Raw genomic sequence first — 23,476 nt, 5'->3', positions numbered from 1 at the left:
CCGGTTTTTAGTTTGTGGGCACCAGCAGGAGGGCATCAGCGGCAACGGGCCCGTTAGCGGTACCGGCATTTAGCGTAAGCTGGCATTGCCCGCCCTGCTCAAAGCTGTAGTTGCCTAAATCGACCCAGTCTCTTTCGTGTGCCTGAAGATCAATCGTTTTTTGAGTTTGACTCTCCTGATGAGTGATGGTGACGGGCAGCGTGGTTGCCCATTCGGCTTCCATGCCACGTGGCCGGCTCGGAACATAGAGATACAATTGGTATTTCCCGGGCCTTTCCACAGGGGTCTGAAAGGAGAATTGAGATGCCTCACTCTCTTTCGGGTCCGTCATGGCGTAGTTCGTTTTGTACTGTCCCATCCACCGGCTTGTGTCCTGCCAGGTGCCCACTGCTTCCACCTGACCGGCATCAGTATTGTCCACCAGGATGTCCGGGCGGGTACCGTTGAGCAAGGGATCGGTATTCATGAGGTCCACGATCTTTTGATGGTCGACTTCCTGCACGGTTTTTTGCCCTTCAATCGCGAGCTGCGCAGCAATAGCCGTGACCTGCCCCATAACCATGAAAACCGGCTCCATCCGGATAGAGCCATAGGCGATGTGGGAAGCAGACAGGGCAACCGGAACCAGCAGGTTGGTGCATTCAGAGGCTTTCGGCGTTAGTGCGGAATAGCCGATGGGGAAGGGCGGAAAACCACCGACTTCCACATTGCCTTCGTTCTTGACCATCGCCTTGCCATCTTTGTGGATGACTACGCGATCACAATTGTGGGAGTCCATGGTGTAGGCGGCCAGCCCGATAGGATCCTGAAGGACTTCATCCCCCAGGCAATGGTGTTCGGTCATGACTGTTTCTCCAATCATACGTCGCGCTTCACGCACGTACATCTGATGGGGGAAATTTCCGTTATCGGTAAACTCATCCTTGGCCCAGCCCCAGGTATTCAGGTCGTCCTGTACGCGCTTGGGAACCCTGGGATCGGTAGCCAGGAAGTAGCAAAGTCCTTTGATGTAGTCCTCGTGGTCCTGCCGGATAGCTTCGCGCGCTTCGTAGGAGGCTTCGGGGTAGTCCCAGTTGCCGCCGATATGATCGGTGGAGAAAGCACCCCGGTTGTTGATGTCGGTTTTGTGGTTGGGCATGCGGTTGATGATGAAATAGGTACCGGCATCGTGCCGCTTTTTCCCTTTAGCTTCTCTCGATTCCAAAAGGCGAAGGAGCAGCGCATACTTTTCCGGATCGTAATCATCCGGTCGGGTCTCGGAAAAGGGTACCTGATTGTCGGGGTCATCCGACCAGCAGAGGCGGAAGTTATACGCCTGTACTTTTTTATCGCCGGTGCCATCGGGGGACAGGGGCTCGTCATTAATGCCCCAAAGCAGCCCGCTTGTGGAGTCGCCAGGCACTACATAAGGATCAATGCCATCCTCAAACTGATGGTATTTACGGAGCTGAACGCCATTCAGGGTCTCGTTGTAGGTGCTGTTGGCTTCTCTGCCAATCGTGTAGGAAACGCCCGCCGCTGCCAGCAGGTCGCCCTCATAGGTGCAATCAATGAACATCCTGGCGGAAACCTGCTTGCTCGCGCCACCGGCTGACAGGTCTTCCACGGTGATACGTTGGATGTTGGTCCCTTCTTTTGCAGCAGATTGCAGGCGGTGCTCCCGCCATACGTCCACTTCCACCTCAGCGATGTATTCCTCAAAGGTTTTTTCAGCCAGAGAAGGCTCAAAGGTCCAGGCTTCAAAGATGCCGTAGTGATCGCCCAACCTGCGGTAGAAATCGCGGCTCAGCCCGGTGACGGCATGCTTGTTGCCAATATCCGTGGAGCCCAGACCGGAGGACGAGAGGCCTCCCAAATGTGTGCCGGGCTCAATGAGCAGGGTTTTGAGTCCGAGTTTGCCGGCAGCATGAGCGGCAATCACCCCGGCAGAAGTACCGCCGTAGATACAGAGGTCATATTCCGGAGATTCAGCAGTGGGCTCATTGCTACAGCCAAAGAGCAGCAGGCCCATAATTGGAAGGAGAAGAAGGAGTCGGTTCATCGCAATGGTTTTTTCTACTATCAAGTGGTTTGCCTGCGGGGCTTGTAACCTGAATAGCTGTAATTTACGGTTACCCTTTTGAGTTAGCATTAACCTGTAAAAAACAAGATCTATGTATAAAATAGGTATCGTTGGTGCCGGGGCAGTCGCCGACCTGCATGCACAAGCCATTGCCTCCCTGCCCAATGCACAACTAACGGGCTGCTGCGACGGAGGCTCCGGACGTGCTAAAGCGTTAGCAGATCAATATGGGGCTGTTGCCTTTGCCAATTACCAGGCACTGATCGAATCGCCGGAAGTCGATGTGGTGCTCATTGCCACCCCCAGCGGGCTTCACCTGCAACCAGCTATTTTGGCGGCCGAGGAGGGCAAGCCTGTTCTCTGTGAGAAGCCACTCGAAATCACCACCAACCGGATTGATGAGATGATTGCGGCTCATGACAGGGCAGGTACCATTCTAGGCTGTATTTTTAACTACCGGTATGATGCGGTTGTTGGGCAAATCCGGCAGGCTTTATCACTGCAACGCCTGGGTAAAGTTACCTACGCGGCTGTCCGGGTACCCTGGTGGCGCGATGAGGCTTACTATGCCGGTTCCTGGAAGGGCACGCAGGCCCTCGATGGTGGTGGCGCATTGATGAATCAGTCCATCCACATGGTCGACCTGCTGCAGCATTTGATGGGCCCGGTGCGGTCCTTGTTCGCCTACACCGATACCCTCGCGCACGATATTGAGGTGGAAGATACGGCCGTAGTGACCCTGCGCTTTGCCAATGGCGCATTAGGGCAAATTTACGGCAGTACCGCTGCCTATCCCGGGCAGCCCCGCCAACTAGACCTGATGGGGACTAAGGGTACCATTCAACAGGTGGAAGACAGCTTATCAGTCTGGGCTTTCGCCGAAGCTTTACCGGAGGATGAAACCGTCCGCTCTAACTTTGGTCAGGCCGGCACAAGTGGGGCTGCCGACCCGATGGCCATCCAATACGCGAATCATGCCCGCTGCATCGCTGAGTTTTTGACGGCTCTGGAAACAGGAACACCTTTTTCGGTTGATGGAAGGGAAGCCCGGAAGTCTGTGGAAATTTTGGAAGCGGTTTACCGGTCTCAGGCGGAAAATAAGCCGGTTCAGCTTTAGAGGTATGTCAGGACTTTGCCCTTAGGACTGCATCTGTCAATCTGTTGCATAATCGGAAAAAGCTCTGAGCTCAGAAGAGAGAAAGCCGATAACAATATTTTTTCTTGGAACGCCTTGATCCTCTAACATTTTCGCAACGTCCCATTCTGTCATATTCTGTTGCACCCACACTTTGTCACCTATTATGTCAAAGTGCAAGGGGCAGTCATGTACATAACGGTCCTCATCCCACCCAAGGGTGAGCACCTGATAATGGCGATTTTCTTTATCAACTATGAGTTGGTTGCCTCCTTTAATATTTGCGTATTTTATGGCAGCATATTTTTTTAGAATAGTGAGGATAGCAGATTCGTATTTTTCTATTTTATCCATGAATCTATGTTTTGAAGTTTTTCATTGTAAATAACGAGATTGACTTCCTCTTCCGTGATGACTTGTTTAAGTACAGGCTCTTCGAAAAACCGGCCATGAATACTTTTTGGAACGGCCAGATAAAGTTTTCGGTTTGGATCTGTTAATTTTAAAACGTTTTTGTAAACTACATACTTACCGATCGCTTCGTAGAGTGCAGTTATGAATGAAACATTGACGAAGGTCTTTATCTCAACTGCAATCCTTTCCTGGTCTTTTTGGGCTGCGATCAATCTTTCTGCACCCAGGTCTATTTGTACATGAACTTTACCGATTTTAAATGTCAGTGGGTCATCTGTAACAATCCATCCGTCATCCTCTAGGGCTGATCTAAACAAGTCATGAAAACTATCTCTAGCCATTGTTTGTAAAGCTTGCCTAATTTCCCAGCAATTCTGGTAAACCATAAAAAAGGAAAACCAAGTATTGCTTATCTAAGCTAATAAACGAAAAACTTGAAATATTTTTAAAAAGTTCCATTATCGACGCATTAAAGCCTGACTGATTTGTGCCCGTCGTTGTGAAATAGTGTACCTGTTCATTGAAGGACAAGACTGCTTTGATTTTGTGGTGGGCTATGAATTGTATGGAAAGAACAGGGAGGGAGTAATCCTTCAGTCGAATCTGATTAATCTTATTCCGGTCGCGGCACCACTTCATACAGCCCCACCTCCGGCCAACCTGCTTCCGTAATCGCCTTATAGTAGATGTCAAATGACTCCCGGTCACGGTGCCAGCGCCACTGTCCGAGGGGCGTGTGGACGGGGTAATTGTCAATCTCTTCCAGCATAGAAGCAGTCTCCTCCAGCCCGTCGTAAATCTGCCGTTGCAATTCCGGGGTACGGTATTCCGGTCCTTTGCACCAGAGCCGGTAGCCGAAGACGGCCTGTGCTGCGCCCCTCCTTTCTTTGGCAACAATCAGGGTACGGTTGAAGGTGTGGTAGAGCCGTTGTGCGGCGGCTGTATCGGGGATGAGCGGCAGGGCTTTTTCCACCCTTTTCAGGGTCTCCTTAGCTAGCTGGATACCGTACGCTTTTTCCGTAAGGATGTCCTGATAGTATTCGGGAGTGAGGTCTTCATTTGGCGAAAGCCAGGCGCTGTCTACTACCCAGGAGAGGTCTTTCCGCATGCCGGCAGTATCGGTTTTGTAGGCGGGGAAGGACAGGGCGTTGAGGATGTCTTTGTAATGGTGAAGCCGCTTGTTGACGTCATGCCCAATCCAGGTGTACTGATCATCCGGTGCAAACCATTCTCCGGTGGTGTGGGTCTGATAATGCCCTTTTCGGTGGTAGTTGAGGCGGGAGTGGTTGGCGGTGTGGGTGCCCAGGGTGTAAAAGGTGGAGAGGACGATGGACAGGGCGCTGTCAAAGGCTGGCTTAAGCAGTGGGACCACTTCTGCACCGTAAGTTTGCGCGATAAATGCGGTGGTCAGGCTGTCTGTATCCGTGCTGAGGTCTTTTGACAATTGGGAAAGGACGAACAGATTAAGCTCGCCTGGCGTGCCTACGGCTGCCGTTTCCTCAAAACGGTCGGTACGGGCACAGTAGCCCACTACGTTGTCAAACTGCGCATAGTGCCGGAAAGCATCGGCGAAATAATGCGGAAAGGTATTGGCAATCAGGTTTTCCCCGGCGTATTCCATACCGCAGTCGTATTCAATGACAACCGGAAAGGGAATATCCGTGACGTAATCCTGGTAAGGATAGGTCAGGAACCAGTCATGAGGCGTCATTTTGATCATGACGGTGATGTCGTCGCGCTTGATCTGCTTCAGCGCATCGAGGATGATGTCCCGTTCGAACTGATTGTAGATGAAGGTGCGGATGGTCAGCTTAAGCCTGCGCTGATCGATGAAGTAGCCGCCCAGGGAGTCGACCAGGGCCGCCAGCTTTTCGCTTTTGGTTTTCAGCTTTTCGGAATGCTGGTAAATCACGTAGCTGCCGGTTTCGATGAAGGTCAGTACGATTCCATCCAGGTTTGGGGACAAGTCCAGCAGGCTATCGTAATCCTGATATACCCACTGCCAGAATTTGGGGTCGTCGAGGTTCAGTTGTTGCTGCAGCCCGCCCTCAAATTTGGTAGTGTGATGAGTGAAGTCTTCATTAGCCTGTGCCTCCACCTTGAAGCGGTCGGGGTAGTAATCCAGGGGATAAAAAGCGTGGTCCCAAACGTAGACATTTTCAATGCCGCGTTCGTGGGCCGCATCAATGAAAAAGTTGGTGGCTTCCCGGTTTTCCGGCTTGCGAAAGTCCTTCAGGTCATGCACCAACTGGTAGTGGGACAGTTCGATGTGGTTGATGCCATATTCTACGGCTTTGTCCAGGGTCTTCAGTCCGTTCTCCCGGTGGGAAGACAGGATGTTCCAGCCCCGGTAGGAAAAGCGCTCCCCGGACTGCCCGTTTTCCGGGGCGGGCCGACAGCTTTGGAGCAGGGTTAGAGCCAGTATTATCAAGCTAAAGAACAGGATTCTTGGATTCATTGCTTTTTCTTTTGAGCCATGCGTTGTTTTAGGGTGGCTGGGTCGTAGGCGCCTACACTATCCGCCCAGGTTTGGTACTGCCGAGCCATGGCTTCCACTTTTTCAGGGTGTTCTGTGGCGAGATTATTGATTTCTGTGGGGTCCGACGGGAGGTGGTAGAGTTCCCATTCCCCTTTTGAGTCTTGTCCGGGCAGCCGGCGGGCGGAGACAAGCTTCCAGTCGCCGTCCCGGACTGCCCGGTTGAACTGATGCTCCCAGAACAGGATTCTGCCGGCGTTATCTGGTATGCCTTTGAGCACATTGGACAGGGAGTGCCCGGCAGTGGGCGTAATGCTGCGCTGACCAATCTGAGTAGGGTAGGGAGCCTCTGCGATATTCGCTAAGGTTGGCAACACATCAATAATATGCCCCACGGAAGTCCGGTCGATTTGACCTGCTTGTATCTGCTCCGGCCAATGCGCAATAAATGGCGTGCGCATTCCACCCTCATGGAGAAAAGATTTAAACAAACGATAAGGGGTATTACTGACATTCGCCCAAGGCAATTCATAGGCGGGGAAGGAAAAGGGGCCACCAACCTCCCCGTCATTTGGGTAGGTGATCCACGGGCCCAGGGGGTCTTCCTGACAGGCGCCGTTATCGCTGAGGAAAAGTATGAGGGTGTTGTCGAGCTGGCCGCTTTCGCGTAATGCCTGCACCACTTTCCCTACGCCGAGGTCGAGCCGGTGCATCACTGCCGCATAGAGTTCCATTTTGTCTGACCATTCACTTCGGGCGGCTCTGGAAAGGGTATCCCAGTCCGGAACGGTAGGGTAGGGCTCGGTCAGTTCCACCTCAGACCCAATGACCCCCAATTCCTGCATCTTTTTTAGCCGGTTTTCGCGGATCGGCGCCCAGCCATCATCGTAAATTCCATCGTAAAAATCCCGGTCTTCCGGGCGCACGTGCAGGGGCCAGTGTGGGGCATTGTAAGCCAGGTACATGAAAAAAGGGTGTGCCCTGTCGTGCCTTTGGATGAAAGCTGCTGCGGTATCTGAAAACGTATCAGTGGCGAAGAAGTCGGGTGAAGTTCGGTAGGTGCTGCCGTTGCACCGCATTTCCAGCGTATCCTGATTTTTCGCCCAAGGCCAGTCATTGAAGTAGCTCATCGCGCCCTCGACGAGCGTGAGGTACTGATCGAAGCCCTTATTGCCTGGCCAAGAAGGTTCGGTATTGCCGACGTGCCATTTACCAACCTGATAGGTGGCGTATCCCCGTTGTTGCAGCACTTCGGCAATGGTCGTAGCATTTTCATTGATCCGGCCCCGGTAGCTGTCTAGCCCTTTGTCCTGATTCTGATGCCCCATGCCCGCCTGATGCGGGTACAATCCGGTAAGGAGGGCAGCACGGGTAGGACAGCAGCGTGCGGCATTGTAAAACTGGGTGAGCCGAAGCCCGTTGTACGCCAGGCTGTCGATGTGCGGGGTGGCGATCTCGCTCCCGTAGCAACTAAGGTCAGAATACCCCATGTCATCCACCAGGATGAGCAGGATGTTGGGGGGAGAGGTTACCGTTTCTGTTGCCGGTGTGCAGGCATTTAGCAACAGCAAAATACTGCTGAATGCAAAAAGCCGATTTGATCTTCGAAGTTTTTCATCCATGAATTTTAGTAGTTTTGATCAGGGCAACCCAGTTACTTTGACGGTGATACGACCCTTTTTCTTTTTGAAGGCTTGTGACTGCATGCGGACTTCAGCCCGAAGTTATTCTTGGTCAGCAGGTCCCAGCGGGGAGAATTCTGTGCCCGGTTCCAGAGTGCATCCACCCCAATGGTACGCTCCAACTCGTAGTAGTCCTGATTGCCCAGGTCAATGGCAAAGCGGGTTCGTTTCCACTCCAGAATAAAGGAGCCGGCGTCCATATTGGCATGATTGTCGTTGGCACTGCCGCCTTTGGCAGCCAGGTAGAGCCCATCGGGTTGCCTTGGGGCAAAAACGACCAGTGGGGCATCGCCCTGGGCCAGCCATACAGGCTCCCGCTTGATTTCGGGCGCATCTTCGGACAGGCGTAACAGATTGAGCAGGTATAGGGTGGAAAACCGGCCCTTTGATTGCTGCTCAGGTGGCGGGATGTCCGCTATCGCCTGCTCAAGGGCTTCTTTCGGAGGTCGGAATCCTCCCCGTTGTCCAAACCAGCTTAGCAGGCCGATATGCTGAAAGTTATGGTACCCTTTAGTACTGGCATCAAAGTAATTGTAGTAATCGCCGGAGGGTCCGGCGGTCATTTCGCTGAATTCGGCACTGCGGGCGACACCCGGCACTTCCAAAAAGTCGAACCCGGTGCCCACGGCTGATTCAAAAGCGGAAATCGTAAGGGTCAGGTAGTTAGTGGCGTAAAACCAATAACCGGGGCCCTCGTTGTAGGCACCATCGGGCTGATAGGGCAGGAGGCCAAGCGGAAAACGCTCCACAGTTCTGTTCAGGGTATAGGAAGCCAGGTCGGGTTCTTCTTCAAAAATAGCCAGCGCTGCTATAGCCAGTCCACCGTGGCAAACCAGGTTCCAGTTGTGCTCCGAGACCCACCACCAATTTTCCCAGGTGATGCCTATGCCGGGCTTGATGGCTTTTTCGAGCAGCGCATTTTTAGAGGCTTTCAGAATATCCGGAGCCATATCTTTTCCGCACCAGTCTAGGGCGAGCCCCACGGCCGTGGCCATCTCGGCGGCATCCAGAAAGTGGCTGGGATTCCAGTCAGGGAAGTGGGCCACGGTCAGGAGTTCGGCTTCCAACCGGTGCAGGTATTCCGGTTGCTGCTCCATGCGGTAAGTCATAGCGAGTGCGAGCATGCGCTGAAGTGCTTCCCGGGAGACACTGAGCAGCCTTCTGCCTCGTTTCTGATAAGTCAAAGGCGGAAGTTGAAGACAATAATCTGCATAGGCTTTGATGTGTTGGTAGATTTGCTGAATGTGGGCATCGGTTGTCAGCTTTTCAGCGAGCAACTGCTCCGTTTCAATATCGAAAATGAGTCTTGGCGTCTGAGGTTGGAGGTGTTCCCGCAGCCACGCTTTGCTAATGGACTCATCGGTGACGACTTGGCCGTGAACGGTGGCCGTGCAAAGACTCAGTATCAGGCTTAACCCGATACCGAAAAGGCAGGAAAAATAGCGTTTTACAGCTTTATGCATCATCTTTGGCAGAACTTCGCTTTACTGAATATTTTGGTTTTTGAACTTCGGGATGTGTTTCCGGATGACGTCCATTTTGTACTCTGGCGCCTCATCGTAGAACCCGTAGTAATAGTAGAGCAACAGGTCTACGTCCATATTCAGGATGTCGGGCAGTGCAGCGTCCATTTTGTCGACTTCGGCTTGGCTCATGCGCTGATTTTCTGCCAGCATCATGGTTTTAAGGTCATTTTCCCGCCCTGCTTTGAGGTAGCGCTCCCCGTATTCAGGTAGTACTTTGGTGTCCCGGTTAGTGATGTTTTCGGTCTTGGTGAGGGGGTAGGGTTTGCCATCGGTGCCGAAGTAGTCGAGGTGGCGGATGGTCGCCGAAACGTTGACAACAGTATCGTCCCGGCAGGCCTCATCGAAGTGGACGATGGTGAGGTCGGGTTGCTGCGCCTTTAGTTCAGCATTGATATCAGAAAAGAAGTCCGCAAAGTCCTCCATGTATTTGACGTAGTCGCGCCTTCCGGGTTGTCCTTAAGTGCCAGTTCGGAAAAATCCTGCCATTCCCACCAGGTGGATTTGGGCTCATCCCAGATGATGCCGTCCAAGTCAAACTGTTCCAGCATCTTTGAGGTGGTTTCGATGAAGTAGTTTTTGACTTCCGGGTGGTAAAAGCTGCTGAGTATGCCATGCGTTTTGCGCACAACGGGGGTGCCGTCTTTCCTGAGCACCGCTGTTTCCGGATGATGATAACCAAAGAGCGGCGGTTCGATCGGCTGCCCGGCGGTAATGCCTGCCATGCGCGAAGGTACGGCAAAGACCTGCATGTCCCGTTGATGAGCTTCTTCGATAATGAAGCGGATATTGCCTTCATTGTATTTGATATCACTTTCGGTGATGCCAATGCATACAATATCGGTGCCGAGGCCTTTCATCTCATCCAGATCGTGGCGTATATTTTTAGCTACGATCGTGGCTTTGGCAGTGAGCACTTCCGGCAAAGTAGTTGGAAATTGGGCGCTTTTTATATCTGAGCCTGCCGCTGTAGGGTCTTCCACAAATGGATAGCGAAGGTGCAGGTTCCGGATGCGGACATCAGAAATGCGGTCTGGTTCAATGGAGGTAAGCAGGATGCGGCCATCGGTTTCGCAGCTCACCTGATTAATGCTGACGTTACGGATGCGCCCCACTGGAGATTCGGGCGTTCTTTTGGCGATCATCAGCTGAATGGGGCGGTTCAGCACCAGTGGAGCTTTGGTACTCCCGGTGATATTGCTAACCAGCACATCTTCCACCGTGCCTCCGTCCCGTACGTAAATAGCAAATAGTCGGGAAGCGGTCCGTACAGCGCAGTTGCTGAAGGTGATCCGGCGATAGTCGGCGTAGGATTCGGTGCCGAGCTTCAATGCTGCGCAGAGCGTTTCCAGGGTGCAGTTGGTTACGGTCACGTCCTCGCAGGGCTGCCCGTCTTTCCAGGTTTTCAATACAATTGCATCATCGCAGGTGGTAATGTCACAGTTGGTGACCCGCACCCTCTGACTGCCGGTAATGTCGATCCCATCGGCATTAGGGGCAAAAAGGTCATTGATGATCCGTATGCCGTCCACCACCACGTCCTGACTGTGCATAATATGGCAGGTCCAGTTGGGCGAATTGGTCAGGGTAATATCGCGAATGGTAATATTTTCAGAATCGGCGACCTCCAGCAGGGCATTGGGGCGGGGCGTTTTGGCTTTGATCCACTGAGGTGGTGGAGCGGCCGGGGTTTCCCAATAGAACTTCCCCTGTCCATTGATGGTGCCTTTGTCTTCGATGAGCACGTTTTTTACTCCAGTGACGGAAATGAGGTGCCTCCGCTGTATGACCTTCCCATGTTGATCAGTCCCTTCGTGGGTGGCGTAGGCATCGAGTTGGTCGGTGCCAAGGAGGGTGGCACCACCCTGGAGTTCGAAGATGATATTGTCGCGCAGTTCTATCCCGCCAGTGAGGTATTTGCCAGGTGGTACGATCACCCTTCCGCCCCCGGCTTCTGCAGCTGCATCAATGGCAGATTGAATGGCCAGAGTGGTCAAAGTTATGCCATCGCCCACTGCGCTGTAATCGGTAATGCGGAAAGCACCATTTTGAGCCCCTGCCTGATTGAAAACCGTTGTAAGCAGCAGGGCAATGAAAAGGAATAAGTGGGATCCGGGGAAAGTATGGGGGCACTGTCCATTACACGTTGGCATATTGTAATTTTTTCTAAGGTATAATTCGTTACATCTTTAGTTGACCCGGTGGATCAGGTTTGATGAACACAGTTTACCTCAGAGTGACCTTTTTTAGCCTCCCTTGTAATGCCTGCCATGCTAGTGGTCTGTCAAGGCTAAAACTAGGGGTTGCCTGCGGCGACTTTTGAGGCTACTCTTCGTTGGACAACCCCTTACGTAGCGCTGCTATGCGCGGGAACATCCGCCTCGATTAGTCTCAAAATTCGCTCCCACTCAACCCATAAATTAACACTTGACAGACCACTAGGCTGCCCTCTTCAATTCATAAACGAAACAAAGGGAATCCTCAAATTGCCGTTCTTCCAAAAACTCAAACCCAGCATAGTTGTACTTTCTGCTCAACCGGGGGGTACGACTTTGTCTGTACATCTCAAGAAACACTATAAACTAGTCCTCTACCACCTGACTTCCCCACCAATTCCCACCGTCAAAATCCGGGGAAAGGATTTGCAGCCGTTCCTCCTCCAAACGGGGCAGGAGCTCGTTTTCGATACTTTGCAGGTAAGCTTGCTCATTTTGGGCATCGTATAGCGGGTCTTTTCTGGGGAACAGTGCGCCTACGCTGTTTAAGTAATCAAACAACTCTTTGTGCAGGCGTTCTGCAATTTCAGGATGCTTCATCACCAGTCCTGTTAGCACTTTTCCAACCGCTTCATCCATGGTTGCCACCAGCCCGGCGTAGATGGGGTTGTCCTGCACTTGCCGGATGGGCAGGAAGTGGCCCGTTTTATAGCCGTTTGGTTTGATGCCCTGCTCCTCGGCTTTTGTCCGGTATTTTGCCCACCTTTCCTGTGTAGTTTGAATAGGGGAGTGGACGGCGTAAAAGGACAGAAAAGCGAAGAAAGGCTTACCCGGTAGTATCGGGATGATGGCTGCTCATGAAGGCAACAGTCTCGTCTGCGAGGCGTATGGAGAGATTTTCACCATCCTTTTGGTTGTCAAGGTTAGGATTGGTCCAGGGCGAAAAGTACCCGCCGATGGGCGAGCCTTTTTCCCAGCCGCCTTTGTTGATGTCGAAACCGTGGTCTTCCGGCCATGAACCCTTGCTGCCCAGGTGCCATTTGCCAGCGAAGAAAGTACGATAGCCTGCCGTTTGCAATACCTCTGCAAGGGTCGTATCTGCCGAATTTAGCGCCTGATCATACTTGGCCGGCAAAAGAGCAGTAAAACGCCCGGCGCCCCTCCATATCGTATCTGACCACGCTCCTATATAATCAGTAATGCCATGCCGTGCCGGAAACTTCCCCGTCATGATACTGGCCCGGGAAGGGCTGCAGACCTGACAGGTAGCATAGCCATTGGTAAACTTGAATCCTTTCTTCGCAATCCGGTCAATATTTGGCGTTTCATAGTATTCAGAGCCATTGTAACTAGCGTCTTTCCAGCCAAAATCGTCGGCGAGGATAAAAACGATGTTGGGTGGCGTCTCTGATGCGTTGGTAGAGTTTTCCTGATTGCAGGCGACCAGGACGAGCCCTGCAAATACCAGGAGCCATAGGTGAGATCTTTGTTTCATGCCTGAGTAGTTTTGCTATGTTTGGTAAAAGGTACTTAGATTTTCCCAAAACGGCTCTTCAAAAGACGGACAATGAGCCGTTACTCTCACCAGGTGATGGAGTCCCGCCGCTCCCGCTGTGCATATTCAAATTCAATGAAGTCTTCGAGGACCACCCGGGTGTGGTTCATGATGCGCCAGGTGTTTTCGCCTCTTTCCTCCAGCACCCGGGCCACATCAATGTAAGTCTGGCAAATGGCGTGGTCATCAGCGTGGGTAAGCCTCAGCCCCGGGCGCCAGTCGACGCGTTGGCCCATATCCAGCAGCGCCTGGAAAATAGCCTCGTTCCGGGTCGTCTCATAAGCGGCAAATATGCCGGCGTAGAACGCGCCATTGGTCCAGTCGTAATCCTTGTTTTTTGGATTTTCCAGCTGCCAGAATGTGGCTTTTTCCATAGTGCCTTTGATGTGTTTCACATCGAAAGAATTTTGGGCCAGCAGAGGGGGAGAGAAAAGGAGGAAAAAAAGATGGAATAGGTAAGTTTTGTCTTTCATAAGTAATGTTTCATCAAATTGGAAAGTGCTCTTGTGTTTCTATTTATACTCTAAAAATGCTGAGACTGAAGTATTTTGATCCGCCATAAACCGAATCCATCTAGCTTGGAACTCATCGGGGAACTCATGGGTGTACGTTTCGCCGGGTGCTACCGTGACGCGCTGATATTCCATCCAGGGACCATGGCCAATGGGCTCCACTTCAATGGTAAAGGTAACAGGCTCAGCCGATTGATGCGAAAGCTCAAGGCTGCGGCGGTCGTAAAAACCGATGAGGTAGGGGTCGGATGGGACTCCAGCCTCAACTTCGGTGTTTTTCCAGGGACCGCCCTGCCCCGTGGGCTTGCCCAGTTGCCAAAGGTCGTCAATGGCGCCGGCCCAAACAGCGGCTTGCTCATCACCCGAGACGATCATATGCTCATTGCCTTTCCCGGCTGCCGGGTCAATTCCTGTCATGACCAGTAAGCCCCGGTAGCTGGCGTAATCGTGGATGCGGAAGTTATGGGATGCCACTGGCCGTACCTTGGCAAAGCCATCGGCGTTTTCAGCCGGAAGTTCGTAGAAAGTGCCGTGGAGGTTGAGCAGGTCACGTTCGGTGGCAACCTCCCGGGCGATCCTTAAGACTCCCGCATTCGTTAATTCAGAAAATTTGGGGTCTCCGAGTGGGAACTGCCATCGCCTTCCGGAATCGTCGACCACCAAAACGGAGCTTTCCTCCACCATAACGACATTTTTGGGGATGGCAAATTGCCCGGTGATAAAGTCCAGCGTCTTCGGATCTTCTTTAGGTTGCAGCTCCAGCTTTTCGTTGAGTTCGTAGTAGCGGTAATCATCAGCCTGCGTGCCTGAAAAGTTGGTGGCGGCCACGCCCAGGCTCCTGCTGTTGTCGCCCAGCCCGTAGAGCAATCCGCCGAGCACATTGGATTGCCCGGGGCCTTCAATGCCACCCTTTACTTTTCGTTTATTGAGAAACTCTTTTTTGGCCGAATCATCGCACCCAAAAACCAGTTGGTCTTTCCAGCGGGCAAAATCGCCGATGACTTTCAGGTAAGCCGAACGCGGTCGTACTCCTGCACTGTTACCAGCCGTGAAGGTCTTCGGAAAGCGCCAGAACATCCCGTGCATAGTCATCAGGTAGTCGGGCTGCCCTTCAGTGCCCACATCGCGTATCCGGGGCCATTCGGTATTCCAGCCGTGCGCGCCATCGTAGCTGTGGCTGGCTTTGGGCAGGCGGTAGAAGCTCCACCCGGTTTTAGCATCGCGTGTACCGAGGAGGACAGACTTGTGGTCCCATCCGGTAGCCCAAATAGGATCAGTCTCAGGATTTTCATTGCCATTAATGCCACCCGGACCGGTCACTTCCACAAATTGGGCTCTTCTAACGGTTTTCCAGTCTTTGCCATTCCACTCCGCGAGGACGCCGGAGGGAATGTCAAACTGCTTCAGCGCCTCTTCTGAGGGCTCCCCGTTATTGGAGTAGACCAGGACGCCTTGTCCGGAGTACAGTCCTTTGCCGTGGGCACCGGGCAGTAAAGTGCTGTATTGGTCGCCTTTCAGCCCATTCGCATCTTCGTAGAGTTCTTTCACCTCCAGGGAGTGGACATCGACTTCGTAGAACCCTTCCTCCATAGTACCGTAGTAGATTTTATCTTCCGGCTGCTCCAGGTGGCGCGCATTGCCGGTATGCCTTCCCGGCATTTGTGGGTAAGGAATCGTCCTGACCTGTCCTTGCTGGTCAATCGCATAGGGCCCGATGAACAGCTGCTGGCTTTCGGGATGGATCATACGGTTGGCGGGGGTACCACCGATGCTTTCTTTGCGAACGATCTGCTCCAGGTCGGGCGTAATTTCGTAAAGCTGGTCCGATGAGCCATTGGGCAGATGAGGCCCGTAGGTGATGACCCATAGCCGGTCGGCCCAGGGGACAACTGCTCCGGTGCCGCATTCGCCTTCGTTGTTGTAGTAGGCGAGGTGGGGGTAGATGCCGCTGAGTTGAGGCAGTGGACTAGATTTCTTAGCCTCCTCCGTGCAGGAATTAAGTAGGAATAAAAAAAGGAGCAGTGTTGTTATCCGGTAGGTCATATTCATTCCATTATTTGGTCACAATAGTTTTTCCTGTCTCTCCGAGGTTGGTTACTGATCCAATCTGTAATGTACCGGTATGACTAAGAATAATAGGGGCCTGGGATCTTCTTTGATGCTGAAGGTGAGGTTGTTTAAGAGCAAGCCTTCTACCTGGAGTTCGCATTTTTTCTGATGGGTTTTTGATCAGCAGACCGTTCAACTGTTTCATGGATTTATTTCAAAAGTCAATCTATTACCCTCACCAACGGTTTGAACCTCCTTAAAGCGTTTCTTTAACCCTTCTCCTAACTGAAAGGACTTCAAGCTGGCCTCCCCATGCAATACTTTCAGGTCTACCACCCAGTTCCCATGCTCATTTGAAATAAGGCAAGTGCCCCAGGCAGACCCGTTCGACCAAAACCACTTACCGGCCTTGGGATGGAACTGCATCGACTGATCCACCGCTGAGAACTGAAAACCACTCTGTGCCAAAATACCTGCCCAGGAAGCCATTGCCCGCGCGTAGTGGTGTCCGCATTCTGCCTCATCAAAGGGGTTGCGTTTGCTGCCGTCGTAGCGGCTTCTTATATTCCGGATTACCTCCAGCCCTTCGGCTTCCATTCCTTCGTAAAGCATGCCAATAGCGGTCGTGTACTCAAAGCCGGTCATCACTTCTGACCAGTAAGGGAAGGGCACTTCAGGGCGGCCACCTTTGGGGTAACTCACCATCAGCAGGGCGTTCTCATCGCCCATAGCGTAGGACCGCATATTGTTGAAATGTTCGAACAGGGTTTCCCGCTGATTGTAGTGCAGGATACTTTGCAGGGTTTTGCGTATGTTTTCGGGCTTTCCGAGATAGCCCAGCCCCACCACATGTGCCATATACTGCCTCACGAGTTGGTCAATCAGACAGCCTTCTTCCAGTTGGTACTTTGGGTGTTCCAGATCTTCACTGCCCATGCCGCCCATTAACCCTTTGGCGATGTCATCGAGTGATTTCGGAACTTGTAGCCGGTGGATATAATATTCTCCGTTGAACAGATTTTCGTCCGTCCATTGGCTGCCGTATTCGAAAAGCGTTTGGCACTTTTTCGCTAAGTCTTTTTCACCCAGGTAATCCGCCATCTCCTGCATGGCTTTGAGCGCACCGAGGTACCAGAACTGCATCTGCGGATTGGGGCCGAAGTACTCCACATCCATGGTGTTATGCTGCACGCCTTCCATCACACCATCCTGATCGCCGTCCCAACCTCCTTTTATCCAGGCAAAGGTAAAGGCAGACTTCACCTGTGACCAGTGCCTTTTGAGGAAGGCGTCATCTCCGGAGAGTTGCCATTCCCGGTAAAACTTCATAATCGTACCCATTTGCCCGTCGGCAGCGGCTTTGCGGTAGAGGTGGGCACTGTCAAGGGATAAATTCACCCGAAAGCTCATGAAGCCGTCTTCACGCGTGGCATGCCCAAACTCCACTTCCCGCATGCTGCGTGCCAGATCTGCAAAAGTAAAGGCAGTGGCCTGTTCATAATTCCAAACGTGGGTGCAGGAACCGAAGCAGGAACCAAAGCGGTCGAATACCCCTTCCCAGCCAAACATTTTCCCATCTTCAGTCCGGAAGACCGTTTGCGAGCGCAGGGTACTTAGGTTAAATAGAGCAGCTTCCTTCACCGTTTCGCTATAATCGCTTGCGATCAGCGCCTCCACAAAAGCAAGGGTTTTGTTGGTGAGCTGTGGCAGTCGGGGCAGGGTTTGTTTGATAACCGCCCAGGCGTCCGCGTACTGCGTGGTGTAGTAATTCCCGACCCTGACCACGGGCTGCACCTCGCTCCAGCTGCCCCAGGACTGCCGGTTGGGGAAGTGCCAGGTGAGGTAAAAACGGAAGACCCTGGTTTGCCCGGCTGGCACTACCTGTTTTACGGCTAAGGAAGCCATGGGATCGGGGTCGGCAGATACTGTTTTTTCCGTTAGCATTCCATCAGCACTGAAATCATCCCAAAAGTCGAGGATGCCGCGGTTCCAGGCATTCTTCGCGGAACTGGTCCGATAGCTGACCTGATCCATTGGTGCGGATGTAGTCAGGGCCATTGTGCCCCAGGCCGGATGGAGGGTGTCTACGTCATTGGAATGCATAAAAATACCTGAAAATCCATCAGCTGTCCGGTAAGTGTTGGCATTACTTTTAGCACCTGTCGGGATATAATCACCTTTCCAATCGGTACTGTACTCCCTTCCGTCTTTGCCGATAAAGTTTCGAATACTTCCTGCAATGGCCACTTCCATATCCTGTCCGGTGGGATTGTGTACTTCCATTTCAAAAACGGCCATTGGGATGCCCGAATCATCGGAATCGCCCGGGATGAAGGGATTGTAGCCCACGATTTTGACCGTGGCGGGAAAAACGCTGTCTTTAAGGTTGACGATGCCGAAGGGGTAGGAGGCTTCAAAGGAGGCTTCGCGGAAACGGGGCAAGCCGTGGTGGTTAACGGGTCGCCCTTCCGCATGTTGGTACTCCGAATCGTAGAGGGGGCCCATTAAGCCTTTGGTTATGGCTTTCCCTCCTTCGGGCTTGGCGTAAATAGCGAAAAAAGGCGCATCATTCCCATCGGTAACGGTACTGTAGCCCTTCGCAGGCACATTCATAATCTCCCAATCACGCAGTTCCCTGCGGCCACCAAGGGATATGGTCAGCAGGATGATGGTAAGCTACAGGAATTATTCGCAGAACTATAAAGCAGAAAGATAGCCTGGTTTTCAATCTCGGTTTCAACGAATGTGATACGGCCCAATTAAGGGTTTTGATTAGTGATGATTTTGAGTTTTACCATGACCAAAGCGGACTCCTGGATTCAAAGGAAAACTTCATCCGGAACATCCCCAACCTGTGTAATATGAACTACAAGCCCACTCGGGTTTTGGTGGATGGAAGCATGGAGGTTTTTCCATTGTATTCCAAGGGGGAGCTGTACGGTGCCATACAAAAAGGGGTGCATGAGTTCTACGGAGAAGAGCCAGGCAAGCCTAAATATTTGACGAGTACGGCTAAATTTAGCCATGTTTGGATCCTTGAAAAGGACCAGTGGAAGTTGAAACGGGTACTGAGTTACGACCATAAATCCCCAGGGAAGTAAAACAAGCAGATCATCTTGTAAATCGTAAACTTATAACCTTTCCCTTTCATTTCACTTTTCAAATGAACCGTTAACGCTATGATTAAAACAGAGCACTTCGAAAAAGTGGAGGTCAAATCATCGGAGGAACTAAGGCAGTGGCTACTGAAAAACTACCCTCAAAGTGAAAGCGTTTGGCTCGTAACCTACAAAAAATCAGAAGTTGGGAAATACGATTCACGGGAGGAGGTGCTGGATGAGCTTTTATGCTTCGGCTGGATTGATGGCATCCGCAGAAAGCTCGATGAAACACGTACCATGCAGCTTATCGCGCCCAGGAAAGCGCAGCATTGGGCAAAAACATATAAAGATCGTGCGCAAAAACTAATGGATGAAAACCGTATGCACGAGGCAGGCCTTCAATCCATTCAATCTGGAAAAGAAAGCTGGCTTTGGAATTTTATGGACGATGTGGATAATTTGGTAATTCCAGACGATCTGAATGCTGCATTACAACAATTAGAGGGAGCAAAAGGCTTTTTTGACCAAATCAATGACTCAAGTAAGCGGTTCGTCCTGCGGTGGATCAAACTGACTAAAACGCAGAAAACCAGAATGAACAGGATCAATAAAATTGCACATCTTTCCTCCATTGGAGAAAAACTGCCTGGGAGTTGATTTCCTGCCTGTTTCAAGGTTGCTTTAAGTTTAGAATTTGCCCTCTCTCTTCCAAGTCAACCTTAATTTTGGCATACTCCACATCCTGCACATCAATGTTGTTTTCAATGGCATGTTCAGCAATCACCGCAGCGCTCTGACCCAGATATTTCTAAAGCTTACCAGATCGCCGTGATCCTGGAGCATGATAGGTGCTTCGCCATGAGGGATGTAATAGGGCGTGCCTTTGTAAACTGTACTACCATCAAGTTCAACGGCGTTCTGCACGACGATCCCGTTATGGATTACGGTCAATTTGGCTTTGTTTTCAACAGCGCCGTTCTTTTTGAATGTGGGAGCCGTAAAGATGATATCGTACGTTTGCCATTCCCCTTTTGGACGCGACGCATTGACCATTGGAGAGTACTGCTTATAGACCGAGGCCGCTTGACCATTACTATAGGTTCTGTTCTCATGGGAATTCAGTACCTGTACTTCGTACCGTTCCATAAGAAAGATACCGCTGTTGCCTCCTGCCTGACCTTCTTTGTTATTATCAGCCGGAGCGCGCCATTCAATATGTAACTGAATACTCCCAAATTTCTTTTTGGTGGAAATGTAGCCTTTTCCGGGGTTTACAGTCATCGCCCCTTCATCCAGCGCCCATTCTACCTCCCCACCGTCTTTTGAAAGCCATTCTGAGAAATCTGTTCCATCAAAAAGGATAATTGCATCCGAAGGCGGAGCGCCGTATGTTTCTCCGGGGGTAACAACTTCGGGTTCATTGTCCCAGAATTCCGTCATTGCCGGTTTGACTTCTGATCTGTCGATTTTTTGGGCAACGGCAGCTACCGAAAAGAAAATGGTGGGAACGAGAAAAATAATAAACTTGATCCGCATGGTTTGCTACTATTTTAAATGGTGAATCGATAACCACATGGTTTCTAATCAATGATAACTTTAGGTTCTTTCAGGGGGGGGCATGATTTAGCAAAGCTGTCAAAATACTATTTTTTTGAGCTTACCGCTTTTTTTCTCCCCTAATTGGCCAAAAGGGGCTTGGCTCATGCTCCTCTAAAATAATGGCTTCAAACTCTTCTACCAAATCCGCACGCTCGTAGTGCCAGTTGTACAACTCTTCGGGGTCTTCTTCGAGGTTGTAGATTTGCAAGGGGCCACCCATCCATTCCTTTACCCCTTTCCATTTGCCCATGCGCACCGCAAATTTAGCATTAGGCTGGTCCATATAGGGAAATTCCCAGTATAGGAATTCACGGGCCAGCGTATCGGCTTTGCCTGTAAGCAGGGGCACCCAACTTTTACCATCTGTTCTTTGGGGTGGATTTTCTGCCAATTCTCCCGCCGTAGCCATGAAGTCGTAGTAGGCCACAGGCTCTGCACTGACCTTTCCAGCCTCAATAACACCTTCCCATTGGGCGATGAGTGGCACCCGAATCCCGCCCTCAAACAAGTCGCGCTTCATACCCCGAAAAGGGCCATTGGAGTTGAAAAATCGCACATCGTGGTAGAAATGGCGCTGCCCGTTGCCACCCCCGTTGTCGCTCATAAACACGATCAGTGTATTTTCGGCAATGCCCAGGGAGTCTACTAAATCAAGCAATTGCCCCATTTGCTGATCGATGGTGTGGATCATGGTCGCCCAGCGTTTGTCGCCAACGAGCCAGGGCTTATCCTTATAGATTTCCGCCGGTTCGTAGGGCATGTACAGGTGGGGTAATTGGGTGGGGATGTAAGCAAAAAAGGGCGCATCCGTTGTTGCCTCTTTCCGAATAAAGTCCCTGGCCTTATCAAAGTACCAGTCGGCGGAGCTGTATTGCTGTGCTTCGGAGAGTGGTACAGGGATTTCCTGCTCATTTTCCCACAGGGAATCCACATAATAATGGTGTGCCTTACGCTGATCAAGAAAGCCGTAAAAAGTATCAAACCCCTGCTGGTTTGGGATGCCTGAAGTGCCTGCCTCCGCCAGGCCCCATTTGCCAAACAGCCCGGTGCGGTAGCCAGCGTCTTTCAGCAGTTGCGCCACGGTGAAGGTGGAGTCGTTAAAATTGACCAGCTCGCGCTGCAAAGAGCGATTATTGCGCACCAGGGTGTGCCCGGCGTGCAGCCCTTCCATCAGTGTGGAGCGGTAGGGCGCACAAACGGGTGAACCGGTGTAAGCATTAGCAAACACCAACCCCTGGCTCCCTTTTGTGCAGATATCGAGAACGCTTTCCTGACCTCCTGCTAAATGAAATTCTCCGATTGTCCTTGACTCGGAGGGATGCCAGTCCAACTCCTGTAAGCCTTCAATGGTCATGATCCGCACCCGAAGCATTTCAGTGGCTTCCTCGCTGTAGGGCAAGGTAGGGTGAGCATCGGGATGCAGTGAGATAAGGTATCGCCCCGCTTGCAGATCGGGCTGGTAGCGGGCGAAGCCTTGTGCTGCTGTGCCTGCCCACATGCGGTAGCTGCCATGCCCTTGGAACCATGGTTGTCTTTAATGAAGTCCTCAATATCATTCACGGCATCGAAAAAGATAGTAACACCATTGATGTGATAAGGCTCGTAGTACGACTGCTGTGCCGAAACGATGCGGTGCAGGGTGAGGGGCTGGCCTTCGCAGAGTAATGAAGCTTGCATGCGGTATATGCATCCGTTCCGCCACTGGTTCTCGGGAAGATCATAGATATAAACGGGTTCGGCTGCTGTCTTTTTCAGTACAAAGGTGCGCACCTGGCCGCTTTTCAATTTGTACACGAGTGTATCCTCCAGTCCATTTCCACAGCTTTTAGGTAGCCGTCTGATACGTAGGAATAGGTATGAGCTACGGACACGCAGGCAAAAGAACAGAAAAGGAAGATTAGGGTAAAATACCTGCTTTGTGTAAAAAGTATTTTGCCCATCTGTTCCGGTTTTGAAAGTTGCATGTAATTGATTTTTAATGTTTTGTAAGATTTAGCCTGTTGGTTCCGGTCGTAAGTTCGATGGCGCCCGTTTCCGTAATCAATTCGCCAGTGGTGCCTGCTGGTAATTCGATGGTTCCACGTAGCTTTCCATCTTTAAGAGTGAGTTTCAGGCCGATGCTTCCCCTGGGGTGGGGGTGGGTGCACTGTAGCGTTTGGTCTTCTCCCAGCTGAGGCGCGACCCGTACGGCCTCAAACCCGGGCGCAGCTGGCTTTACACCCGCAGCAATGGCGTACAAATGGTAGTTTGGGCTCGCCCCCCATGCGTGGCACTCTGAGCGGCTGCGCAAGGTGGTTTCCGGCCAGGTGGTGACCCCGGCGCGAAGCATCGTTTTCCAAATGCCCAGATTATCAAGGTATTCCTGCCCTAATCCGGCGGCCCGTAGGGCTTCAAACTGATAGAATTGCCAGTAGACTGTGGGTTGTGTCAGAGTGGTGTCGGTCAGGGCGCGGCGCATGAGCTGAGCGGCGGCTTCCCCTTGTACAATACCGGTGAGTATAGCAAGGTGGTTGGTATGGGTAGAGTAGTGGATGCCCTCCGGGGTGTCGGTATAGAGTTGACGACTGCTGTTCCAATAGTACTTCGGGATTGCTTCTATAAGGCCCTCGGCTGCGCTCTGATACTGATTGTAATAGTGGAAGTCGCCGGCGTAAGTTTCCAGCTCCATCGCCCACTGCAAGGCAAGTAATAAATGGAGGTCGACCAGTGCAGCATAGCCGTTGTCATCAGAGGGCGCTTCGCCTCTTGGGAATGCCCAGTCCACGAAGTTGTGGTAATCAGGCCGCCGGACGGTACCATCCTCTCGCAGCCGGTCCAAAAAGTAGCCCAGTAAAATGCGGGCAACCGGCAGCTTCTGCCGGATGAATGCCTGGTCGCCCGCGTACATCATATAGTCGTGCAGCATCCCAATCCAGTACAGGCTGTAGTTGGGGATGTAGTAGGTGGAATTGGTCGGGTAGCGGGCTGACAAAAAGCCCTCGCTGTTGAGTGACCAGGAAAATTGCTCGATAGCGTTTTTACCCAAACGGGCATCCCCGAACAGCACATAGCTGATCAATGCCTGCACCCGGGTGTCGCCTCCAAACTGACTCTCCTCGTAGTAGGGGCAATCCATATAGGTATCGTGAGCACAAAGGCAGATGGTCCGCTCT

At 51.8% G+C, this 23,476-nt stretch carries 20 protein-coding genes; 3 read left to right on the top strand and 17 right to left on the bottom strand.

Annotated elements, in window-relative coordinates; translation table 11 throughout:
* Positions 1–7 precede the first annotated feature (7 nt).
* Positions 8–2,041, bottom strand: coding sequence for an FAD-dependent oxidoreductase (locus tag IX84_RS25090; RefSeq protein ID WP_052516390.1), 2,034 nt, complete (start codon positions 2,039–2,041; stop codon positions 8–10).
* 112 nt (positions 2,042–2,153) lie between these two features.
* On the opposite strand from IX84_RS25090, the gene IX84_RS25085 reads away from it, so the two are divergent.
* Positions 2,154–3,179, top strand: coding sequence for a Gfo/Idh/MocA family protein (locus IX84_RS25085; RefSeq protein WP_044227528.1), 1,026 nt, complete (start codon positions 2,154–2,156; stop codon positions 3,177–3,179).
* A gap of 36 nt (positions 3,180–3,215) precedes the next feature.
* Here the strand turns inward: IX84_RS25085 and IX84_RS25080 are convergent, their stop codons facing one another.
* The 12 genes from IX84_RS25080 to IX84_RS25030 form a co-directional block, all read right to left on the bottom strand.
* A complete protein-coding gene (locus IX84_RS25080; RefSeq protein WP_044227525.1) occupies positions 3,216–3,551 on the bottom strand; it encodes a XisI protein in 336 nt (111 codons plus the stop codon).
* On the bottom strand, positions 3,539–3,952 hold the full coding sequence (locus IX84_RS25075; protein ID WP_044227522.1) for an element excision factor XisH family protein: 414 nt from the start codon (positions 3,950–3,952) through the stop codon (positions 3,539–3,541). Before IX84_RS25075 ends, IX84_RS25080 begins: the two co-directional genes overlap by 13 nt.
* 272 nt (positions 3,953–4,224) lie before the next feature.
* A complete protein-coding gene (locus IX84_RS25070) occupies positions 4,225–6,069 on the bottom strand; it encodes a hypothetical protein (RefSeq protein ID WP_044227519.1) in 1,845 nt (614 codons plus the stop codon).
* Positions 6,066–7,709, bottom strand: a complete 1,644-nt coding sequence (locus IX84_RS25065) for an arylsulfatase (RefSeq protein WP_052516389.1) — start codon at positions 7,707–7,709, stop codon at positions 6,066–6,068. Before IX84_RS25065 ends, IX84_RS25070 begins: the two co-directional genes overlap by 4 nt.
* A gap of 32 nt (positions 7,710–7,741) precedes the next feature.
* On the bottom strand, positions 7,742–9,235 hold the full coding sequence (locus tag IX84_RS25060) for a hypothetical protein (RefSeq protein ID WP_052516388.1): 1,494 nt from the start codon (positions 9,233–9,235) through the stop codon (positions 7,742–7,744).
* Between the two features lie 18 nt (positions 9,236–9,253).
* Positions 9,254–9,718, bottom strand: coding sequence for a hypothetical protein (locus IX84_RS33120; RefSeq protein ID WP_152605233.1), 465 nt, complete (start codon positions 9,716–9,718; stop codon positions 9,254–9,256).
* A complete protein-coding gene (locus tag IX84_RS25050) occupies positions 9,673–11,445 on the bottom strand; it encodes a glycoside hydrolase family 28 protein (RefSeq protein ID WP_044227513.1) in 1,773 nt (590 codons plus the stop codon). The genes IX84_RS33120 and IX84_RS25050 overlap by 46 nt, the downstream gene beginning before the upstream one ends.
* Before the next feature lie 429 nt (positions 11,446–11,874).
* Complete coding sequence (locus IX84_RS34375) at positions 11,875–12,186, bottom strand: hypothetical protein (RefSeq protein ID WP_052516387.1); 312 nt, start codon at positions 12,184–12,186, stop codon at positions 11,875–11,877.
* A 148-nt stretch (positions 12,187–12,334) separates the two neighbouring features.
* On the bottom strand, positions 12,335–13,003 hold the full coding sequence (locus IX84_RS34370; RefSeq protein ID WP_052516386.1) for a sulfatase-like hydrolase/transferase: 669 nt from the start codon (positions 13,001–13,003) through the stop codon (positions 12,335–12,337).
* Between the two features lie 86 nt (positions 13,004–13,089).
* Positions 13,090–13,536, bottom strand: a complete 447-nt coding sequence (locus IX84_RS25040) for a glycoside hydrolase family 88 protein (protein ID WP_044227510.1) — start codon at positions 13,534–13,536, stop codon at positions 13,090–13,092.
* A gap of 39 nt (positions 13,537–13,575) precedes the next feature.
* Positions 13,576–15,618: a hypothetical protein gene (locus IX84_RS25035; RefSeq protein ID WP_044227902.1), complete on the bottom strand. Its 2,043-nt coding sequence runs from the start codon at positions 15,616–15,618 to the stop codon at positions 13,576–13,578.
* A 207-nt stretch (positions 15,619–15,825) separates the two neighbouring features.
* On the bottom strand, positions 15,826–18,279 hold the full coding sequence (locus tag IX84_RS25030; protein WP_262501669.1) for a non-lysosomal glucosylceramidase: 2,454 nt from the start codon (positions 18,277–18,279) through the stop codon (positions 15,826–15,828).
* 29 nt (positions 18,280–18,308) lie between these two features.
* Between IX84_RS25030 and IX84_RS25025 the strand changes: the two genes are divergently transcribed.
* A complete protein-coding gene (locus tag IX84_RS25025; RefSeq protein ID WP_081968937.1) occupies positions 18,309–18,725 on the top strand; it encodes a nuclear transport factor 2 family protein in 417 nt (138 codons plus the stop codon).
* A 78-nt stretch (positions 18,726–18,803) separates the two neighbouring features.
* Positions 18,804–19,382: a YdeI/OmpD-associated family protein gene (locus IX84_RS25020; protein WP_044227507.1), complete on the top strand. Its 579-nt coding sequence runs from the start codon at positions 18,804–18,806 to the stop codon at positions 19,380–19,382.
* A gap of 123 nt (positions 19,383–19,505) precedes the next feature.
* Here IX84_RS25020 and IX84_RS25015 read toward each other — a convergent pair whose 3' ends face one another.
* From IX84_RS25015 to IX84_RS25000, 4 genes are all read right to left on the bottom strand, one after another.
* Complete coding sequence (locus IX84_RS25015; RefSeq protein ID WP_052516383.1) at positions 19,506–20,261, bottom strand: 3-keto-disaccharide hydrolase; 756 nt, start codon at positions 20,259–20,261, stop codon at positions 19,506–19,508.
* Positions 20,262–20,382: 121 nt separating this feature from the next.
* On the bottom strand, positions 20,383–21,723 hold the full coding sequence (locus tag IX84_RS25010; protein ID WP_160213931.1) for a sulfatase-like hydrolase/transferase: 1,341 nt from the start codon (positions 21,721–21,723) through the stop codon (positions 20,383–20,385).
* Complete coding sequence (locus IX84_RS33615) at positions 21,675–22,001, bottom strand: hypothetical protein (protein ID WP_160213929.1); 327 nt, start codon at positions 21,999–22,001, stop codon at positions 21,675–21,677. Before IX84_RS33615 ends, IX84_RS25010 begins: the two co-directional genes overlap by 49 nt.
* Positions 22,002–22,299: 298 nt before the next feature.
* The gene (locus IX84_RS25000; protein ID WP_238578341.1) at positions 22,300–23,466 is read right to left on the bottom strand and encodes an alpha-L-rhamnosidase-related protein; all 1,167 of its coding nucleotides are present in this window, start codon (positions 23,464–23,466) and stop codon (positions 22,300–22,302) included.
* Positions 23,467–23,476: the final 10 nt, after the last annotated feature.

Source organism: Phaeodactylibacter xiamenensis (genome assembly GCF_000759025.1).
Taxonomy (GTDB): domain Bacteria; phylum Bacteroidota; class Bacteroidia; order Chitinophagales; family Saprospiraceae; genus Phaeodactylibacter; species Phaeodactylibacter xiamenensis.
This window is presented reverse-complemented; position numbering and strand designations above follow the sequence as displayed.

Coding starts and splice junctions, on each gene's coding strand:
- IX84_RS33615 (WP_160213929.1), bottom strand. CDS start 22,001: ATGCAAGCTTCATTACTCTGCGAAGGCCAGCCCCTCACCCTGCACCGC.
- IX84_RS25080 (WP_044227525.1), bottom strand. CDS start 3,551: ATGGATAAAATAGAAAAATACGAATCTGCTATCCTCACTATTCTAAAA.
- IX84_RS33120 (WP_152605233.1), bottom strand. CDS start 9,718: ATGGAGGACTTTGCGGACTTCTTTTCTGATATCAATGCTGAACTAAAG.
- IX84_RS25060 (WP_052516388.1), bottom strand. CDS start 9,235: ATGATGCATAAAGCTGTAAAACGCTATTTTTCCTGCCTTTTCGGTATC.
- IX84_RS25035 (WP_044227902.1), bottom strand. CDS start 15,618: ATGACCTACCGGATAACAACACTGCTCCTTTTTTTATTCCTACTTAAT.
- IX84_RS25050 (WP_044227513.1), bottom strand. CDS start 11,445: ATGCCAACGTGTAATGGACAGTGCCCCCATACTTTCCCCGGATCCCAC.
- IX84_RS25065 (WP_052516389.1), bottom strand. CDS start 7,709: ATGGATGAAAAACTTCGAAGATCAAATCGGCTTTTTGCATTCAGCAGT.
- IX84_RS25090 (WP_052516390.1), bottom strand. CDS start 2,041: ATGAACCGACTCCTTCTTCTCCTTCCAATTATGGGCCTGCTGCTCTTT.
- IX84_RS25020 (WP_044227507.1), top strand. CDS start 18,804: ATGATTAAAACAGAGCACTTCGAAAAAGTGGAGGTCAAATCATCGGAG.
- IX84_RS25015 (WP_052516383.1), bottom strand. CDS start 20,261: ATGCGGATCAAGTTTATTATTTTTCTCGTTCCCACCATTTTCTTTTCG.
- IX84_RS25070 (WP_044227519.1), bottom strand. CDS start 6,069: ATGAATCCAAGAATCCTGTTCTTTAGCTTGATAATACTGGCTCTAACC.
- IX84_RS25075 (WP_044227522.1), bottom strand. CDS start 3,952: ATGGCTAGAGATAGTTTTCATGACTTGTTTAGATCAGCCCTAGAGGAT.
- IX84_RS34370 (WP_052516386.1), bottom strand. CDS start 13,003: ATGAAACAAAGATCTCACCTATGGCTCCTGGTATTTGCAGGGCTCGTC.
- IX84_RS25085 (WP_044227528.1), top strand. CDS start 2,154: ATGTATAAAATAGGTATCGTTGGTGCCGGGGCAGTCGCCGACCTGCAT.
- IX84_RS25040 (WP_044227510.1), bottom strand. CDS start 13,536: ATGAAAGACAAAACTTACCTATTCCATCTTTTTTTCCTCCTTTTCTCT.